The following is a 15626-nucleotide window of genomic DNA, read 5'->3' on the forward strand; positions in this document are numbered from 1 at the left end:
AACCGATCGGAGCCGATGCTATCAAGAAGATCAGAAAGAGTAAACGTTTTCCTTTCAAGGCTGTCGAGGCCGTTTGATGCCGGGATGCGCCGAGCGCGATCCGCGTATCGGCACCGGGATGTGCGCGCAGGCGCTACGCCGCCGTCGCCGCGAGCTGACGCCCGATGCGTGCCGCACACGCTTCGGGCGTCGCACCGGACGTATCCAGCACCATCTGGCTGAACGGCCGCGACGCATAGCCTTCGCGATACATCTCGGCGATCCGGTTGCGCTCCCAGTCCGTCAGCACGCGCGCGCCGCGATTCGACGCCGCGATTGCTTCGGGCGGCGCGAGCGTGACGACGAACAACCGCGCATCACGCGCGTCGCAGGCGGCGCGCAGCCGTTCGTGTTCCGCTTCGCCGATCGGATAGGCAATGACCAGATGGCGTTCGCGCGCGTCCGTGATCTGCGTGACGAGACGTTCGAGCGCGATCGCCCACTGCACGTCGAACGGCGCATCTTCAGGGGCATCGTGATCGTCGCCGTCGATGAAGCGCGCATCGGGCAGCACGCGTGCGAGTGCGAGGCCGATCGTCGTCTTGCCGCTGTTGATCGGGCCGTTCAGGTGGATGACGGTCAGGGTGGTCATGAGCCAACGAAGAAATCGAACGACTCGCAGCTTGCCACGACCGGCGCAGCGGTGCAGTGCCGAACGGCACCGGTGACGGCGATGGATCAGCGCGCGTTTGGTCAGTAAGATGCGTGTCGCGCTGGGTGGGCCGGGTGCGGGAATTCGCACGGGTGCCGTTCAAACCGGGTGCCCCGAAAGTGAAGTGCGCCCTATGTTCCTTATTGTGAATCTGCGTAGATGACGAATATTCCGCAAGAGTTGGCAGATGCGTTGTCGGTGTCGCTGTCGGCAATTACGGCTGACGGGGAGCTTCCGGCTGCCGTGCGCAGGGAGCTACTTCGGTTGATCGAGACGTTGTCGTCTGCCGAACATGGCGATGCCGGATACTTGCGCCGCGTGCGGCTGGCGATGCTGTGTGCCGAAGAGGCGATCGATTGGCTGAATCCGTACGCGAACGTGCTGACGGCGGCACGGACCATTCTGGCGAACGGCGCCGACGCGCTGGCCGGAAAATATGACCTGGTCTGTCTGGAAAGAGACAACGGCGTGTACCACACCCGGGTCATCGATCTGTTTGAACACGGCGAAGCGGCGTTTGTCCCGGTTTATGCCGGCATGACCGTTTTTGCGGCGATCAATACGATCTTGTACGACACGAATTTCGATGCGGCCGGCGAAAACGAAAAAAACGTGTGCCCGGACGATTGGGATGTCGGTTATTACGGGGCGCTGGCGCTTTCGGGCAGTGCAGTGTGGGAGGAGAAGGGAGGTGATGCAAGTCGCCGATTGTATTGGCGATGGTATCTGGAGAAGGCAGTCCCTCGGGCGTGGGACGTTCTCGCGCCGCTGCCGTTCAAACGGGTGCAGGCGAACCCGGGGCAGAGCGTCTGATTGGTGATCGAGTCGGCCGCTCACGGGGCGTGTCGGAAATCGACCGGCCCGCGAGCGGCGTCAAGCGACTTACTTGTCGTCGCCCTTGATCTGCGGCAGCGCCGACGTTTCACCCGGCGTCAGCAGCCCGACTTGCGAGTACACGCGCAGCTTGTCGCGCGTATCGGTGATGTCAAGGTTGCGCATCGTCAGCTGGCCGATCCGGTCGCGCGGCGAGAACGTCGATGCAACCTTCTCCATCGACAGGCGTTCCGGCTGGTACGTGAGGTTCGGCGACTTCGTGCTCAGGATCGAGTAGTCGTTGCCGCGGCGCAGTTCGATCTTCACTTCGCCGGTGATCGCGCGTGCGACCCAGCGTTGCGCGGTTTCGCGCAGCATGATCGCCTGCGGGTCGAACCAGCGGCCCTGGTACAGCAGGCGGCCGAGGCGGCGACCGTTCTCGCGGTACTGCTCGATCGTGTCTTCGTTATGGATGCCGGTGACGAGACGCTCGTATGCGATGTACAGCAGCGCGAGGCCCGGGGCTTCGTAGATGCCGCGGCTCTTCGCCTCGATGATGCGGTTCTCGATCTGGTCGCTCATGCCGAGGCCGTGGCGGCCGCCGATGCGGTTCGCTTCCAGCAGCAGCTCGACCGGGTCGGTGAACTCGACGCCGTTCAGCGCGACCGGCTGGCCGGCTTCGAAGCGCACCGTCACTTCTTCGGCGGCGATCTTCACGTCGTCGCGCCAGAACGCGACGCCCATGATCGGGTTCACGATCTTGATGCCGCTTTCGAGGCTTTCCAGATCCTTCGCTTCGTGCGTCGCGCCGAGCAGGTTCGAATCGGTCGAATATGCCTTCTCGGCCGACATCTTGTACGCGAAGCCCGCCTGGTTCATGAATTCGGACATTTCGGCACGGCCGCCGAGCTCGTCGATGAACGTCTGGTCGAGCCACGGCTTGTAGATCTTCAGATCCGGGTTCACGAGCAGGCCGTAGCGGTAGAAGCGCTCGATGTCGTTGCCCTTGTACGTGCTGCCGTCGCCCCAGATGTTGACGCCGTCTTCCTTCATCGCGGCGACGAGCATCGTGCCCGTCACGGCGCGGCCGATCGGCGTCGTGTTGAAGTACGTGACGCCGGCCGTCGTGATGTGGAACGCGCCGCTTTGCAGCGCTGCGATGCCTTCGGCGACGAGCTGCGCGCGGCAGTCGATCAGGCGGGCGCCGGCTGCGCCGTATTCGATCGCGCGTTTCGGGATCGCGTCGTAATCGTCTTCGTCGGGCTGGCCGAGGTTCGCCGTGTATGCGTACGGGACGGCGCCCTTCAGTTTCATCCAGTGCAGCGCAGCGCTGGTGTCCAGGCCGCCGGAGAAGGCGATACCGACCTTCTGGCCGGTCGGGAGGCTTTCGAGAATCGTGCTCATAGGAATAACCGTGGATTGAAGCCGGTGGGATCGTATTTCGCGGAATATGCGAGTATCGGCTGTCCGGGAAGTTGGGGCAAGGGCTGATTTTCGTGCGGAATCGTCGTCCGGCCCGTCGGGCGGGCCTGGCGAGCGGTTAACCAGGCGGAGAAAGCGATGCGGAAAGGCGCGAAACCGCGGCCGAAACGGGCCTGGACGAGTGCGGTCGCGGGCCGGGTTTGCGGGGCCGGATCGACCGCCGGGCGGGGCGGCGGCCGTCAGGCGGCCGGCTTGCTGCGCCGAAAGGAATATGAAAGACGGCCATTGAAACCCGGAATCCGTCAGCGCCTCAGATATTCCACGACTGTGCGGTATCCAGCAGCTTCTCGCGCAACTGATCGACTTCGCCGGCCAGCTTGGCCGTGATCGACACGTACCCGGACAACTGCGGCGGCGGCGCGTCGTGCGGCGGATCGACGGGCCGGCGGCGCGGGGCGAGCCGGCTCGGCGTGCCGAACTTGAGCGCGCGGCTCGCGCCGACCAGCGTGTCGCGGATGCGCCGGTTCACGGCCTTCATCTCGACGCGCATGTATTCGCGGGCCGCCACGTCGTCGCGGGCCGGCACCGCGCTCGACAGGATCTCCAGGTAGCCGATGCACAGGCGCAGGCTGCGCTGGATCGCCTCGAGTTGCGTCATCGACGTCTCGCATTCCTTCGATACCGACGGCATCAGCGAGCGCAACTGCACGAGCAGCGCGCTCAGCGCGGCCATTTCCTTCAGGTGTGCGTCGTCGCTCACGTGGCGGTCGCCCGCGAGGCGGGCATGCACGGCCGCGCACGCGCGCAGCGCGTCGGCGAGCTTGTAGCGCCACGAGTAGGTCGCGTAGAGCGGCAGCGCGAACGAGAACGCCAGCGCGATCGCGATGCCGGCCAGCACGTTCACCGCGCGCCACAGGCCGTCGACGATCTCGTTGTCGCCGTGCCCGGCGACGATCACCATCGTGATCGCCGACAGCAGCGCGATGTAGCCGGCCTTGCCGATCGCGTGATACGCGCAGAAGCCGCACGCGACGGCCATCAGCAGGTAGATCGCGACGGGCGCATGCACGACGGAATACAGCAGGATCAGCCCGAGCCCCGCGAGCGCGCCGATCGACGTGCCGAGCGCGCGCTCGGCCGCCTTCTTGCGGATGTTGCCGTGGTGCTGCAGCCCGCCGACGACGATCAGCACGGTGATCGTCGACCACTCGCCGTGCGGCACGTGCAGGCCGGTGGACAGCGCGATCGACACGAGAATCGCAAGCGCGACGCGCGCCGCATGGATCAGCTTCGCGTGCCGGTAGCGGCGGTACGGGTCGAGCAGCGGGCGCAGCGTGTTGCGCAGCAGGGGCGGCAGCCGGGTAGGAAGCGGGGTGGTCATGACGGAGCTGGGGTGGCCGGAACGCGCACGGCGGCCTGCGCGGGCCGGCGCCGCGCCGCATGCGCAGCAGACGTCACGCTAACCGAACGCGCGCGGGCTGTCCACGGCGCTACGCTGAGCTGCCGAGCTGCCGAGCTGCCGAGCTGCCGAGCTGCCGAGCTGCCGAGCTGCCGAGCTGCCGAGCCGGCGGGCAGACGGGCAGACGGGCAGACGGGCAGACGGGCAGACGGGCAGACGGGCAGACGGGCAGACGGGCAGACGGGCAGGAAGACGGGTAGACGGGTAGACGGGCAGGAGACGGGCAGGAGACGGGCAGGAGACGGGTAGACGGGTAGACGGGTAGACGGGTAGACGGGTAGACGGGTAGACGGGCAGACGGGCAGGAGACGGGTAGGCGGGTAGGCGGGTAGGCGGGCAGACAGGCAGGCAAGCAGTCAGGCGGCACAATCCGACGCGTGACGTGACGTCAGGTCACGCGTCGGCCGTGGTCGGCAGCGCGTCCAGTACGCGGTTGCGGCCGCCGGACTTCGCGCGGTACAGCGCTTCGTCGGCGCGCCGCAGCAGCGTTGCGGCGTTCATCCGGCCGTCGGCCGTGGTTGCCGTGCCGATGCTGGCCGTGACGCGGCCGTACGGGCTCTTCACGTGCTCGATGCCGAGCCCCGCGATGGCGCGCCGGATGCCTTCGGCGACGGTGGCCGCGCCTTGCGCGTCGGTGTCGGGCAGCGTGACGACGAATTCCTCGCCGCCGTAGCGCGCGACGTGATCGCCGTCGCGGCGCAGGCAGCGTGACGCGGATTGCGCGACCCGGCGCAGCACGTCGTCACCGGCCGGGTGGCCGTAGTAGTCGTTGAATGCCTTGAAGTGGTCGACGTCGACGAACAGCACGGACAGCGGGCGGCCGCTGCGCGACGCCCGCTGTGCCTCCTTCGCGAGCACCGTGTCGAACGTGCCGCGGTTGTCGAGGCCCGTCAGCGAATCGGTGTGCGCGAGCCGGTACAGCTTCGATTCGGCGATCTGCCGGCGCTTCAGCTCGCGCGACAGCGCGAGCGAGCCCCACGCGATGAACCCGGTGAACAGGCCCATCAGCACGATGGTCCAGAACGCGCGGTGGTGCCACGACGCGTAGATGTCGATCTCGGCGGGCGCGACGTCGACGATCAGCGGCAGGCCGGCGAGATGCTTGTAAACATAGATGCGCCGGACGCCGTCGATCGCGCCGACACCGGTCAGCTCGCCGTGGCGGCTGCGCAGCGAATCGATGAACAGCGGCGAGTCGTGCAGGTCGAGGCCGACCACGTGCGTGTCGTACGGCAGGCGCGACACGAGCGTGCCGTTGTCTTCGACGATCGCCGCGCTGCCGTGCGTGCCGACCGCGAGGCCGTCGAGCAGCGCGCGGAAGTAGTCGATGCTGAGCGTACCGACGACGATGCCGCCGAACGTGCCGTCGGGCCGGTTGATCCGGCGGCTCAGCGCGATCGTCAGCGCGCCGCCGCGCAGCCGGGATGCGTACGGCCGGCTGATGTAGAGGCCTGGTGCGAGCCGGTCGCGGTGCACGGCGAAATAGTCGCGGTCGGCGAAATTGCCCTGCCGCGCGGGCGACGCGCTCGAATCGATCACGATATTGCCGTGCGGATCCATCACGAAAATCGAACCGAGATACTCGCCGGTCGCCGCGCGGTCGAACAGCAGCCGATGGCGCTGGCGCGGCGGCAACGTCATCAGTTCCGGATCGGCCACGCCGTCGACGACGTTTTGCAGCGACAAATCGTAGAGCTCGATATTGCGTGCGATATCGCGTTCGATCAGCAGCATCAGGTTGCGCGCATTTTCGACCGCATGGTCATACGCGTCGCGCCGTGCCTCGATTAATAGCGACGTGGAAAGTCCCCAACTGAACATCAGCAGGACGATGCCCGCAACGAGCACGCCGCGGGGCGACAGAATGCGTGCCACGATCGACGCGGTATGGCGGCGCAGCGTGGCGGGCAGCGGGAGTGACTTCATCCTCGGGCGTGGCGGGCGGCGGATATTCGCGTCGTTGGCGGTTCCGCGCGCTGATTATTTCGAATTAACCCGCATTATCTCGCGAATTCCGGACTTTCGCGTGCGCATGCAAAACATGCATGCGGATACGGCGATTCGAAACGGTTACGCATCATTACTGCATTGCGCGCGGGTGATTTGATTTGAATCAATTATCAGTGTCGGTCTTTTTGTCTGATTAATGGTGCGCCGATCGGTCGATTTTGCGTATTGGTGAAGTATTTGGCGGATCGGGACAGGATTGCGCGCTGACCGGCCACGACGAGAAAACCAAATAACCCCGAATTAACCAAGGTTTTTGCGCCGGCATGCGGTCGCGGCCGTGTCGATGCAGCCAACTCCTTGATTCTGCGAAATCTCCCGCGCGGCGGCGGGCGTGCCGACCTGCGCTGTCCCCGCGGCGAATCAGGTAGAATCCGCGCTTCGCCGCAGGCGCCCGCCGCGCAACGCGTATCGGGGCCGCATCGATTGCATCGCAGGACGCGCACCGCGCTCCGATCCCGCATGCGCCGGCAACGGATGCCGGCCCGCTCAACGTTCGTCTCGTTTATGTCCGCAATTCCGAATTCCGACCCACCCGGTTCGTCCGCGAACCCCCCCAAGCTTCATCGCGCGCTGAAGGCGCGCCACCTGACGATGATCGCCATCGGCGGCTCGATCGGTACGGGCCTGTTCGTCGCGTCCGGCGCGTCGATCTCGCAGGCCGGCCCCGGCGGCGCGATGGTCGCTTACATGCTGATCGGCCTGATGGTCTACTTCCTGATGACGAGCTTAGGCGAGATGGCCGCGTTCATGCCGGTGTCGGGTTCGTTCGCGACCTACGGCGCGAAATACGTGGACGAAGGCTTCGGCTTCGCGCTCGGCTGGAACTACTGGTACAACTGGGCCGTGACGATCGCGGTGGAGCTCGTCGCCGCGCAGCTCGTGATGCATTACTGGTTTCCGGACGTGCCGGGCGTGTGGTGGAGCGCGGCTTTCCTCGGCGTGATGTTCCTGCTCAATGCGCTCACCGTGCGCGGTTTCGGTGAAGCCGAATACTGGTTCGCGCTGATCAAGGTCGTCACCGTCGTCGCGTTCATCGGCGTCGGCTTGCTGATGATCTTCGGCATTCTGAAGGGCGCGCCGAGCAACGGCTGGGGCAACCTGACGATCGGCGACGCGCCGTTCGCGGGCGGCCTGCCGGCGTTGATGGGCGTCGCGATGATCGCGGGCTTCTCGTTCCAGGGCACCGAGCTGATCGGCGTCGCGGCCGGCGAATCGGAAAACCCGCGCACGACGATCCCGCGCGCGGTGCGTCAGGTGTTCTGGCGGATCCTGCTGTTCTACGTGTTCGCGATCTTCGTGATCGGCGTGCTGATTCCGTACACCGACCCGAACCTGCTGAAGACGGACGTGACCGACATCGGCGTGAGCCCGTTCACACTCGTGTTCCGCCACGCAGGCCTCGCGTTCGCGGCCGGCGTGATGAACGCGGTGATCCTGACGGCCGTGCTGTCGGCCGGCAACTCGGGCATGTATGCGTCCACGCGGATGCTCTACACCCTCGCGACCGAAGGCCGCGCGCCGAAGATATTCGCGAAGCTGTCGTCGGGCGGCGTGCCGCGCAATGCGCTGTACGCGACCACCGCGGTCGGCGCGCTGTGCTTCTTCACGTCGCTGTACGGCGACAAGACCGTCTACCTGTGGCTGCTGAACACGTCGGGGATGACGGGCTTCATCGCCTGGCTCGGCATTGCGGTCAGCCATTACCGGTTCCGCAAGGGTTACGTGAAGCAGGGTTATTCGCTCGACCAGCTGCCGTACCAGTCGAAGTGGTTCCCGTTCGGCCCGCTGTTCGCGTTCGTGCTGTGCCTCGTGATCGCGCTCGGCCAGGACTACCAGGCGTTCCTCGCGAACCGGATCGACTGGGCCGGCGTGGCCGCGACCTATGTCGGCATTCCGCTGTTCCTCGTGGTGTGGCTCGGCTTCCGGTTCCTGAAGAAGAGCCGCTTCGTGCGCTACGAAGACATGGAAATCGCACCGTGGATCGCCGCGAGCCGCGGCGCGCAGCGGCAGCCGGTGGCGAACCGCGAAACCGCGGGTTGACGCGGGCGCGGCAGGCCGCCGCGCGACGGTCGACGAAACAACGGGAAGCCGCGCGCTTCCCGTTTTTTTTGCCCGGCTTTTGCCTGCACGGGGTCAAAGCCGGTTATATTGCCCGACCCTACCGGGCCACGGCCCGGCCGGCGCGACAGGCGCAGCGCGGATCGGCATCCGGCGTGCGCGGCGCGCGACGGCCGGCGACATGTCCGGCGTTTTCATCGTTCCATCCGGGCCGGCACGGCCCGCGGAGCGCGCAACCCAGAGGAATCCATGAGCGCATCACCCGCCGAGCGGAAGGCCGGACCCGTTTCCATCGTGCGAATCGAAGCCGCGATCAACGCGTGGCGCGAAGTGTACCCGCCGGCGCCGGACGGCGAGGACGGCTACGCGCTGGACGCCGGCAGCAACTGCCTCGCCGAGCTGTACGGCACGATGATCTGCTACCAGCTGCCGGACGTGCCGCTCGACTCGCTGAGCCATGAGCAGCGCGACGCGCTCTACGCGACCGAGGGGTGACGCGCGGTCGCGATGCCGCCGCGCTGCGGCGGCGATGAAACGACGGGAAGCTCGCGGGCTTCCCGTTTTGCTTTACGCGGCGCGATGTGCGCCGCCTGCGGTATCGTGACGACATCATCCGGCCGCGGTTTGCGCCGGATCGCTGTCCGGGAGGCATCGAACATGGAGTTGAGACACCTCCGCTACTTCGTCGCGGTGGCCGAAGAGCGGAATTTCACGCGGGCGGCGGAACGGCTGCATATCGCACAGCCGCCGCTGAGCCGGCAGATCCAGCAGCTCGAGGAGGCGCTCGGCGTGCCGCTGTTCGAGCGCAACGCGCGGCCGCTGAAGCTGACCGACGCGGGGCGCTTCTTCTATTCGCATGCGGTGCAGCTGCTTGCGCAGACGACCGAACTCGAATCGATGACGAAGCGGGTCGGCAAGATCGAGCGCAGCATGTCGGTCGGCTTCGTCGGTTCGACGCTGTACGGGATGCTGCCGAAGATCATCCGGCGCTTTCGCAGCGAATATCCGGCCGTCGAGCTGAGCCTGCACGAGATGTCGACGATGGACCAGATCAAGGCGCTGAAGGAAGGACGCATCGACGTCGGGTTCGGGCGCATCCGTCACGAGGATCCGAGCGTGCGGCGCGTCGTGCTGCGCGAGGAGCGGATGATCGTCGCGCTGCCGGTCGGCCATGTGCTCGACAGCGCGAAGCCCGTGCTGTCGCTGCACGATCTCGTCAACGACACGCTGATCATCTTCCCGAAGGCGCCGCGCCCGAGCTATGCGGACCAGGTGCTCGCGGCCTTCCACGATCGCGCGTTGCAGCCGCGCAGGATCTACGAGACGCGCGAACTGCAGATCGCGCTCGGCCTGGTTGCGATGGGTGAGGGCGTGTCGGTCGTGCCGCACAGCGTGTACGGGCTGAAGCGCGACGACATCAGCTACAAGCCGCTCGACGATCCGAACCTCGTGTCGCCGATCATCATGAGCATGCGGATGCTCGACGAATCGGAGGACATCCGCGCGATGCAGGCGCTGATCTACCGGCTGTACGACGAAGCGCAGATGGAGTACCTGCCGCCGCAGCCCGAATGAACGCGCGGGCCGTAGGGGCTTGCTTGACGCCGCGCGCGCCGGCAGGCCACCATGTCCCGATCCGATGCGGCCGCCTGTGTGCGGCCGCTTTCACGCAGACGACCGACACATGACCGATATCGTGACCGAGGAGACAACCGTCGGGACGCCGCAAGGACGTCTCTTTGCGAAACGCTGGCGTGCGCGTGCGGCGCACGACGCGACAGCGCCCATCGTGCTGCTGCACGATTCGCTCGGCTGCGTCGATCTGTGGCGCGATTTTCCCGAGCAACTCGCGCGTGCCACGCAGCGCGACGTGATCGCATACGACCGCCTCGGCTTCGGCCGCTCGGATCGTCATCCGGGGAAGCTCGGCACGACGTTCGTGCGCGACGAGGCCGATCATGCGTTCGCTGCGGTGCTCGAACAACTGCGCGTCGATGCGTTCGTCGTGTTCGGGCACAGCGTCGGCGGCGGGATGGCGGTGGGCTGTGCGGCCGCCTATCCGGATCGCTGTCGCGCACTCGTGACGGTTGCTGCGCAGGCGTTCGTCGAGGATCGCACGCTGGCCGGCATTCGCGATGCAGGACAGCAGTTCGATGAGCCGGGGCAACTCGGGCGGCTTGCGCGCTATCACGGCGACAAGGCCGAATGGGTGCTGCGCGCCTGGGTCGACACGTGGCTGTCGCCGGCGTTCAGCGACTGGAATCTTGATGACGAGCTGCCGCGCGTGCAATGCGCGACGCTCGCGATTCACGGCGAAGACGACGAATACGGGTCCGACGTGCATCCGAAGCGGATCGCCGCGCGCGTCGCGGGGCCGTCGTCGTTCCTGCTGCTCGCCCAATGCGGGCACATGCCGCACCGCGAGCGGACGGACGACGTGCTGGCCGCCATCGCGACGTGCGTGCGCGACGCGGGCGCCTGAGCGCCCGGCAACCGGCGGGCGGGGCCCGCCCGCCGTCAGAACGACAGCTGGATCGCGAGATCGAGCGCGAGTACCGCGATCGAGCAGCCGATGCCGAGCATGACGTTCGGCAGCCGGTGCTCGAAGTCGCGATTGTCGCGGCGCATCGCGGCGCCGAGCAGGAAGATCGCCTCGACGACGATCTGTAACCCGACGAACAGCAGCATCAGCAGATACTCGTAGCCCATCTGCTTGAACGCGGCGAATTGCATCCCGTGATCGCGGATCCACTGGCCGACGCGCAACAGTTCGTACACGAACAGCAAGGCGGGGAACAGGTAACTGATGAAGTAAGTCGGCGCGGTGGCGTGCCGTAGTTCGAGGTGGAAGTGCTGATGCGTGGTAGCCATCACAACCCTCCTTGCAACGCATGATTGCGGTCGCGACGGCGGCGCGATCACGTGCGAACGAAGGGATTACCCGATGCACAGTGCGCCGCCGTACGTCATCAGCATACTGCTGCGCGGGAAATTTGGCATGCGGTGCGTGCGTTCGTCGTAATAATGTGTGTGCGTCGCGCGACGCATTTACCGCGCCGTACGTGCCGGATGCGGTACGTGATCCTGCCGCGTGACGCCTGAACCGTTCGGCAGCAACCATTCCGGATGTTGTTCCAGATCGTCTGCCAATACGCGCAGTGCGCTCGATGTACGCGCAAATTGCGTCAGCGTGCGGCGGACGTTCGATGCGTTCGCACCCTCTTGTCGAAGCATGGTCTGCGCAGTCATGAATGCCCCACGTGCGGTGCGCAGCGCATCGCGCGTTTGCGGCGCGAGTTCGGTATCGAGTCGTGCGAACAGCGCATCGGTGTTCATGAGCGCGGCGTTCAGGTGCGCGCCCATCCGGTCGAGCGGCAATCGGGAAACCGTACCGGCGATGTCGGCAATCTGGTCGCGCAGCACGTCGAGCGTGCCGGGCACGGTCGGGAGTGCAATCGGTTCGCGGGTCGTGTCGACCGATGCAGGCGGCGCGTGCGGGAACATGTCGAGCGCGACATACGACCGGTTCGCAATCGGATTGCCGATGCGCAACTGGCCGCGCAAACCGCGTGCGACGAGCGTGCGCAGCAATGCCCTGCCGGCGTCGGTGTCGCCGTTGCCGAGCACGTCGCGATAGCGCTGCCCGAGACGATCGGGGTAGAGCGCCATCGTCACGCGCATCGTGACGTCGCCGCGTGCGGCGTTGTATTCGGTGCCGACGGCCGTCACGTCGCCGAGTTCGATACCGCGAAAATCCACCGGCGCACCGACCGCGAGGCCGCGCAGCGAGCGGTCGAAACGCATCACCACCGGCGCGGCCGGTGCATTCGGCGTGCGCATCGCGTCGATTTCGTTGTCGGCCACGCGAAAGCGTGTGCCTTCCGGTGCTGCGATGGTCGATGCGCGTCCGGGCGGTGACCCGAACGCGAGCGCGCCGGCGAGCAGCGCGGCAATCGACGGCGTGTCGAGTTGCATGCCGCCTGCGTCGAGCCGCAGGCCGAGGCCGCCGGCCTGCCACCAGCGCGTATCGACATCGACGTGGCGATCGAACGGCGCGGCGATGAATACGTCGATCGATACGCCGTGTCCGTCTGCATCGAGCGCATGGCCGGTCACCTGGCCGACGCGTGCGCGCCGGTGGTAGACCGGCGAACCGGTTGCGACCGAGCCGAGCGAGGTCGCGCGCAGCGTGTAATGCCGGCCGCCGTCCTCGGTCACGGGCGGCGCATCGAGCCCGGTGAAACGCGTGCGCGGTTCGTGCGAACGGCCGAGGGTGGCCGCGAGGTATGAACCGGACAGCACCGAGTCGAGACCCGACAGGCCACCGGGCCCGATGCGCGGCCGCACGATCCAGAAGCGCGTGTCCGCCACCGCCAGTGCGCGCGCGTCGGTGTCCAGACGGACATTGATCACGACACCCGGCTGTCCGCGCGCTGCACGAACGCGCGTGACGCGACCGATTTCGACGTTGCGCAACCGCAGCGTCGATCGGCCGGCTTCGAGTCCGTCGGCGGTCGCGAATGCGATCGTGATCGTCGGGCCGCGGCTGCCGAGCAGCGACGCACCCCATGCGAGACAGCACGCAGCGGCCGCGAGCGGAACGAGCCAGAAGATCGCCGCCCGCGGCCACCCCGCACGCATCTGTGCGACACGTGCCAACGTACGCCGGCAGGCTTCAGTCGAATTGTGCGACGAGCGCATCGGCACCCTTGTCGATGCCGGTCCTTGCCGCGCTGAGCGCGCCGAAACTCGCGCCGATGTTCATCGCATTCGGATACTGCTTCGTCACGTATGCGTTGATCAACCGGTTCGTCGACGCGTCGCGGATCTCGACCGCGTAGATGACCGAACCCGTGAACGCGCCTTCGCGGCCGCGGATCGCCTGCACGCCGTTGTACACGTTGCCTGCGAGATCGAAATGCGCGAAGGCGCCGGCAAACGTCGTCGTCGTGACGGCGCCCGTCAGCGTCAGCTTTACGCGCAGCGTGTCGGGGCCCGGCGTGCTCGTCAGCTCGAAGCGCTTGCCGAGCTTCTTCGCGAACGTGTCGCCCATGTACGTGGCGAGCGTCGACTTGTCCTGGTCGGTCAGGTTGCCGAATTGATGATCGGTGCCGCGATAGATCGCGACCGGGTCGAGGATCAGCTTCCGGTAGGGGTGCCAGTCCGCCGGCAGCGCGTAGCGATAGGGCACGCGGCCCGACTTGTCCTGCGGATCGCCGCGCAGGTACGGCGACGATTCGATGCCGCTGTAGCGGGCAGGCTGGACGCCGGCGCATCCGGCGAGTGCGACGCAAAGCGCGGCATTGAGCAGGTGGTTGGGCTTGATCGATCGGTTCATCTGACTCTCCGGGTCGGGATTCGCGCCGGTGGAGCCGGTGCGAAGGGTCGTGCAACAGGGCGGCATCGCCGCTCGGGTTTATGAAAAAAACCAACCAGACGGTTTGTTTGTGGGGCGCAATAACCGCATGAAGATCGGGGACGACAGGCCATCCGGTAGCAGTCATCGGCCGGAAAGCCAGGCTGCAGATGGCGCTCGCGTCGCACCATGCCGTGCGCGACGTGCCCGTCATCCGGCCGGGGCCGATGCGGGAGCCGATCGTAGCACCGCCATTTCCGGATGTAAACCGACCAGGCGGTTTGTTTGTGATAGACTCCGCGCACTTCTTTCATGCGATCGTAACGGTACGCCGCGGTCGCATGGCCTCACTCCATACCGGGGACAGTTCATGGATAACCCGACGCGTTCCGAGCGAACGCGCACTGCCGCGATCCAGGCGGCGCTCGCGATTCTCGAGCGCGACGGTCCGGGCAAGCTCACGTTCGATGCGATTTCGCGCGAAAGCGGGATCAGCAAGGGCGGCCTGATGCATCAGTTCCGCACGAAAGGCGACGTGCTGAACGCGCTGATGGAACATCAGCAGGACACCTACCAACGCTTCCAGCGCGACTATCTGGCCGCACGCGATCCGCGCGAAGCGCAGCCGACGCTGTCCGCGCAGATCGCGACGATGCGTGAAGTGATCGGCCAGCAGCCGTCGGCGGCGCTCGCGATCATGGCGGCGCTCGTCGAGGATCCCGCGCCGTTGCAGAAGGTGCGGGAAACCGATGCCGAGAACGTGAAGCGGATGGCGGCCGAATCGGGCGATCCCGATCTCGCGCTGCTGCGATGGAAGGCCGCGTGGGGGCTCGCGCTATCGGCGATGTTCGGGCTGTGTCCGCTGTCGGACGACGAGCGCGCCAGGCTGTTCGACCGGCTGCTCGACGAGACGCAATGGCCGTCGGGCGGTGACGCTGCCGCGCAACGCGGTGCGCGGGCGGCGAACGCGACACCGAAAAAATGAAGCGTGCGTGGGTGACATGCGGCGCGGCGGTCGCCCGTTTCGGGCGCTCGCTGCTCGCGGTCGTGCTCGGGCGCTTGTAAGCGTACGAGCGTGTGACTGCCTGAGGTGAACGCGGGCGTTGCTCAGCGCTTCGCTTCCGCGCCTTCGATGAACAGCTTCGCGACCGACTGGAACTCCCGTTTCAGCGACAACCCCGGCACGGTCAGCCAGCGCAGCATCGCCGCGAGATACAGGTGATGGAACCAGGTGGCGAGCTGATCCGCCTGCAGCGTGCCGTTCAGTTCGCCGGCCTGTTGTCCCGCGACGATCAGTTGCTGCCACACCAGCGCGATGTCGCTGCCGTTCTGTCCACTCCTGTCCGGTTCGACTGCACCGATGCTCATGAGCCGGTGCCGCAGGTACGCGAGCAGGTACGCGGGATGCTGTTCGCACCATGCGGCCGACGCGTCGAGCACGCAGCCGATGCGCGACGCGAAGGTCTTGCGCCGCGCGACGTCGTGCTGCAGATGTGCGAGATCGCGCGCGAGTTCGCCTTCGAGCCAGTGCGCGAGCACGGCTTCCTTCGTCGGAAAGTGGTTGTACAGCGTGCGCTTCGCGACATCGGCCTCGGCGGCGATCTGCTCCATCGTGACGGCCTCGTAGCCGTGCGCATCGAACAGGCGCGCAGCGGTGGCGGCGAGATGCGCGAGCATCTGGATGCGTTTGCGTGCACGGCGGCCCGGATCGTCGGTCTGAATCGTCATGGCGGGGGATTGGCTGAAAATGTACGAATTGCATTAGTATACGACGTGCATTTTTTAGAATCCACCTGCTTCCGTCGTGCGAGGAGTCG

The 15626-nt window shown here is 66.4% G+C and carries 16 protein-coding genes; 7 read left to right on the plus strand and 9 right to left on the minus strand.

All coding sequences use genetic code 11. The features are described 5' to 3' along the window. Positions 1 to 133: 133 nt before the first annotated feature. Positions 134 to 631: a nucleoside/nucleotide kinase family protein gene (locus tag BLA15945_RS18240; RefSeq protein ID WP_174993065.1), complete on the minus strand. Its 498-nt coding sequence runs from the start codon at positions 629 to 631 to the stop codon at positions 134 to 136. A gap of 219 nt (positions 632 to 850) precedes the next feature. Between BLA15945_RS18240 and BLA15945_RS18245 the strand changes: the two genes are divergently transcribed. After that, positions 851 to 1504, plus strand: a complete 654-nt coding sequence (locus BLA15945_RS18245; protein ID WP_174993066.1) for an Imm5 family immunity protein — start codon at positions 851 to 853, stop codon at positions 1502 to 1504. A 69-nt stretch (positions 1505 to 1573) separates the two neighbouring features. On the opposite strand, the gene argG is transcribed toward BLA15945_RS18245, so the two are convergent. The 3 genes from argG to BLA15945_RS18260 form a co-directional block, all read right to left on the minus strand. Continuing rightward, positions 1574 to 2908: an argininosuccinate synthase gene (gene argG / locus BLA15945_RS18250; protein WP_031399031.1), complete on the minus strand. Its 1335-nt coding sequence runs from the start codon at positions 2906 to 2908 to the stop codon at positions 1574 to 1576. 328 nt (positions 2909 to 3236) lie between these two features. Next, positions 3237 to 4307, minus strand: a complete 1071-nt coding sequence (locus BLA15945_RS18255) for an FUSC family protein (protein WP_174993067.1) — start codon at positions 4305 to 4307, stop codon at positions 3237 to 3239. A gap of 471 nt (positions 4308 to 4778) precedes the next feature. Next, positions 4779 to 6311, minus strand: coding sequence for a sensor domain-containing diguanylate cyclase (locus BLA15945_RS18260; protein WP_174993068.1), 1533 nt, complete (start codon positions 6309 to 6311; stop codon positions 4779 to 4781). Between BLA15945_RS18260 and BLA15945_RS18265 the strand changes: the two genes are divergently transcribed. The 3 genes from BLA15945_RS18265 (at position 6250) to BLA15945_RS18275 (ending at position 8948) form a co-directional block, all read left to right on the plus strand. After that, positions 6250 to 6492 carry a hypothetical protein gene (locus BLA15945_RS18265; protein WP_174993056.1) on the plus strand — a complete coding sequence of 81 codons (243 nt, stop codon included), beginning with the start codon at positions 6250 to 6252 and terminating at the stop codon, positions 6490 to 6492. The genes BLA15945_RS18260 and BLA15945_RS18265 overlap by 62 nt on opposite strands. A 407-nt stretch (positions 6493 to 6899) precedes the next feature. Further along, positions 6900 to 8435: an amino acid permease gene (locus tag BLA15945_RS18270; protein ID WP_059237453.1), complete on the plus strand. Its 1536-nt coding sequence runs from the start codon at positions 6900 to 6902 to the stop codon at positions 8433 to 8435. Between the two features lie 267 nt (positions 8436 to 8702). Next, on the plus strand, positions 8703 to 8948 hold the full coding sequence (locus tag BLA15945_RS18275; protein WP_006482527.1) for a DUF3717 domain-containing protein: 246 nt from the start codon (positions 8703 to 8705) through the stop codon (positions 8946 to 8948). Here BLA15945_RS18275 and BLA15945_RS18280 read toward each other — a convergent pair. After that, complete coding sequence (locus tag BLA15945_RS18280) at positions 8930 to 9112, minus strand: hypothetical protein (RefSeq protein ID WP_155627215.1); 183 nt, start codon at positions 9110 to 9112, stop codon at positions 8930 to 8932. The two genes, BLA15945_RS18275 and BLA15945_RS18280, sit on opposite strands and share 19 nt — an antisense overlap. Between BLA15945_RS18280 and BLA15945_RS18285 the strand changes: the two genes are divergently transcribed. Next, a complete protein-coding gene (locus BLA15945_RS18285) occupies positions 9111 to 10028 on the plus strand; it encodes a LysR family transcriptional regulator (protein ID WP_059237452.1) in 918 nt (305 codons plus the stop codon). The genes BLA15945_RS18280 and BLA15945_RS18285 overlap by 2 nt on opposite strands. Before the next feature lie 109 nt (positions 10029 to 10137). Next, a complete protein-coding gene (locus tag BLA15945_RS18290) occupies positions 10138 to 10935 on the plus strand; it encodes an alpha/beta fold hydrolase (RefSeq protein WP_174993069.1) in 798 nt (265 codons plus the stop codon). 35 nt (positions 10936 to 10970) lie between these two features. Here the strand turns inward: BLA15945_RS18290 and BLA15945_RS18295 are convergent, their stop codons facing one another. The 3 genes from BLA15945_RS18295 to BLA15945_RS18305 form a co-directional block, all read right to left on the minus strand. Next, positions 10971 to 11324, minus strand: a complete 354-nt coding sequence (locus BLA15945_RS18295; RefSeq protein ID WP_059237450.1) for a hypothetical protein — start codon at positions 11322 to 11324, stop codon at positions 10971 to 10973. Positions 11325 to 11501: 177 nt separating this feature from the next. Continuing rightward, the gene (locus tag BLA15945_RS18300; RefSeq protein ID WP_174993070.1) at positions 11502 to 13094 is read right to left on the minus strand and encodes a PqiB family protein; all 1593 of its coding nucleotides are present in this window, start codon (positions 13092 to 13094) and stop codon (positions 11502 to 11504) included. A gap of 34 nt (positions 13095 to 13128) precedes the next feature. Further along, positions 13129 to 13791, minus strand: a complete 663-nt coding sequence (locus BLA15945_RS18305; RefSeq protein WP_174993071.1) for a DUF3313 domain-containing protein — start codon at positions 13789 to 13791, stop codon at positions 13129 to 13131. A 388-nt stretch (positions 13792 to 14179) separates the two neighbouring features. Here BLA15945_RS18305 and BLA15945_RS18310 point away from each other — a divergent pair, with 388 nt between their 5' ends. Next, on the plus strand, positions 14180 to 14794 hold the full coding sequence (locus BLA15945_RS18310) for a TetR family transcriptional regulator (RefSeq protein ID WP_174993072.1): 615 nt from the start codon (positions 14180 to 14182) through the stop codon (positions 14792 to 14794). Between the two features lie 122 nt (positions 14795 to 14916). Here the strand turns inward: BLA15945_RS18310 and BLA15945_RS18315 are convergent, their stop codons facing one another. Further along, positions 14917 to 15537 carry a TetR/AcrR family transcriptional regulator gene (locus BLA15945_RS18315; RefSeq protein WP_174993073.1) on the minus strand — a complete coding sequence of 207 codons (621 nt, stop codon included), beginning with the start codon at positions 15535 to 15537 and terminating at the stop codon, positions 14917 to 14919. Between the last annotated feature and the right edge of the window lie 89 nt (positions 15538 to 15626).

The sequence above is a fragment of the Burkholderia arboris genome (assembly GCF_902499125.1).
Taxonomy (GTDB): domain Bacteria; phylum Pseudomonadota; class Gammaproteobacteria; order Burkholderiales; family Burkholderiaceae; genus Burkholderia; species Burkholderia arboris.

What these genes read in the sequence shown, in the direction of transcription:
- BLA15945_RS18290 (WP_174993069.1), top strand. Translation starts at nt 10,138, where the DNA reads ATGACCGATATCGTGACCGAGGAGACAACCGTCGGGACGCCGCAAGGA.
- BLA15945_RS18275 (WP_006482527.1), top strand. Translation starts at nt 8,703, where the DNA reads ATGAGCGCATCACCCGCCGAGCGGAAGGCCGGACCCGTTTCCATCGTG.
- BLA15945_RS18270 (WP_059237453.1), top strand. Translation starts at nt 6,900, where the DNA reads ATGTCCGCAATTCCGAATTCCGACCCACCCGGTTCGTCCGCGAACCCC.
- BLA15945_RS18285 (WP_059237452.1), top strand. Translation starts at nt 9,111, where the DNA reads ATGGAGTTGAGACACCTCCGCTACTTCGTCGCGGTGGCCGAAGAGCGG.
- BLA15945_RS18260 (WP_174993068.1), bottom strand. Translation starts at nt 6,311, where the DNA reads ATGAAGTCACTCCCGCTGCCCGCCACGCTGCGCCGCCATACCGCGTCG.
- BLA15945_RS18315 (WP_174993073.1), bottom strand. Translation starts at nt 15,537, where the DNA reads ATGACGATTCAGACCGACGATCCGGGCCGCCGTGCACGCAAACGCATC.
- BLA15945_RS18295 (WP_059237450.1), bottom strand. Translation starts at nt 11,324, where the DNA reads ATGGCTACCACGCATCAGCACTTCCACCTCGAACTACGGCACGCCACC.
- argG (WP_031399031.1), bottom strand. Translation starts at nt 2,908, where the DNA reads ATGAGCACGATTCTCGAAAGCCTCCCGACCGGCCAGAAGGTCGGTATC.
- BLA15945_RS18305 (WP_174993071.1), bottom strand. Translation starts at nt 13,791, where the DNA reads ATGAACCGATCGATCAAGCCCAACCACCTGCTCAATGCCGCGCTTTGC.
- BLA15945_RS18300 (WP_174993070.1), bottom strand. Translation starts at nt 13,094, where the DNA reads ATGCGTGCGGGGTGGCCGCGGGCGGCGATCTTCTGGCTCGTTCCGCTC.
- BLA15945_RS18265 (WP_174993056.1), top strand. Translation starts at nt 6,250, where the DNA reads ATGCGTGCCACGATCGACGCGGTATGGCGGCGCAGCGTGGCGGGCAGC.
- BLA15945_RS18310 (WP_174993072.1), top strand. Translation starts at nt 14,180, where the DNA reads ATGGATAACCCGACGCGTTCCGAGCGAACGCGCACTGCCGCGATCCAG.
- BLA15945_RS18245 (WP_174993066.1), top strand. Translation starts at nt 851, where the DNA reads ATGACGAATATTCCGCAAGAGTTGGCAGATGCGTTGTCGGTGTCGCTG.
- BLA15945_RS18280 (WP_155627215.1), bottom strand. Translation starts at nt 9,112, where the DNA reads ATGTTCGATGCCTCCCGGACAGCGATCCGGCGCAAACCGCGGCCGGAT.
- BLA15945_RS18240 (WP_174993065.1), bottom strand. Translation starts at nt 631, where the DNA reads ATGACCACCCTGACCGTCATCCACCTGAACGGCCCGATCAACAGCGGC.
- BLA15945_RS18255 (WP_174993067.1), bottom strand. Translation starts at nt 4,307, where the DNA reads ATGACCACCCCGCTTCCTACCCGGCTGCCGCCCCTGCTGCGCAACACG.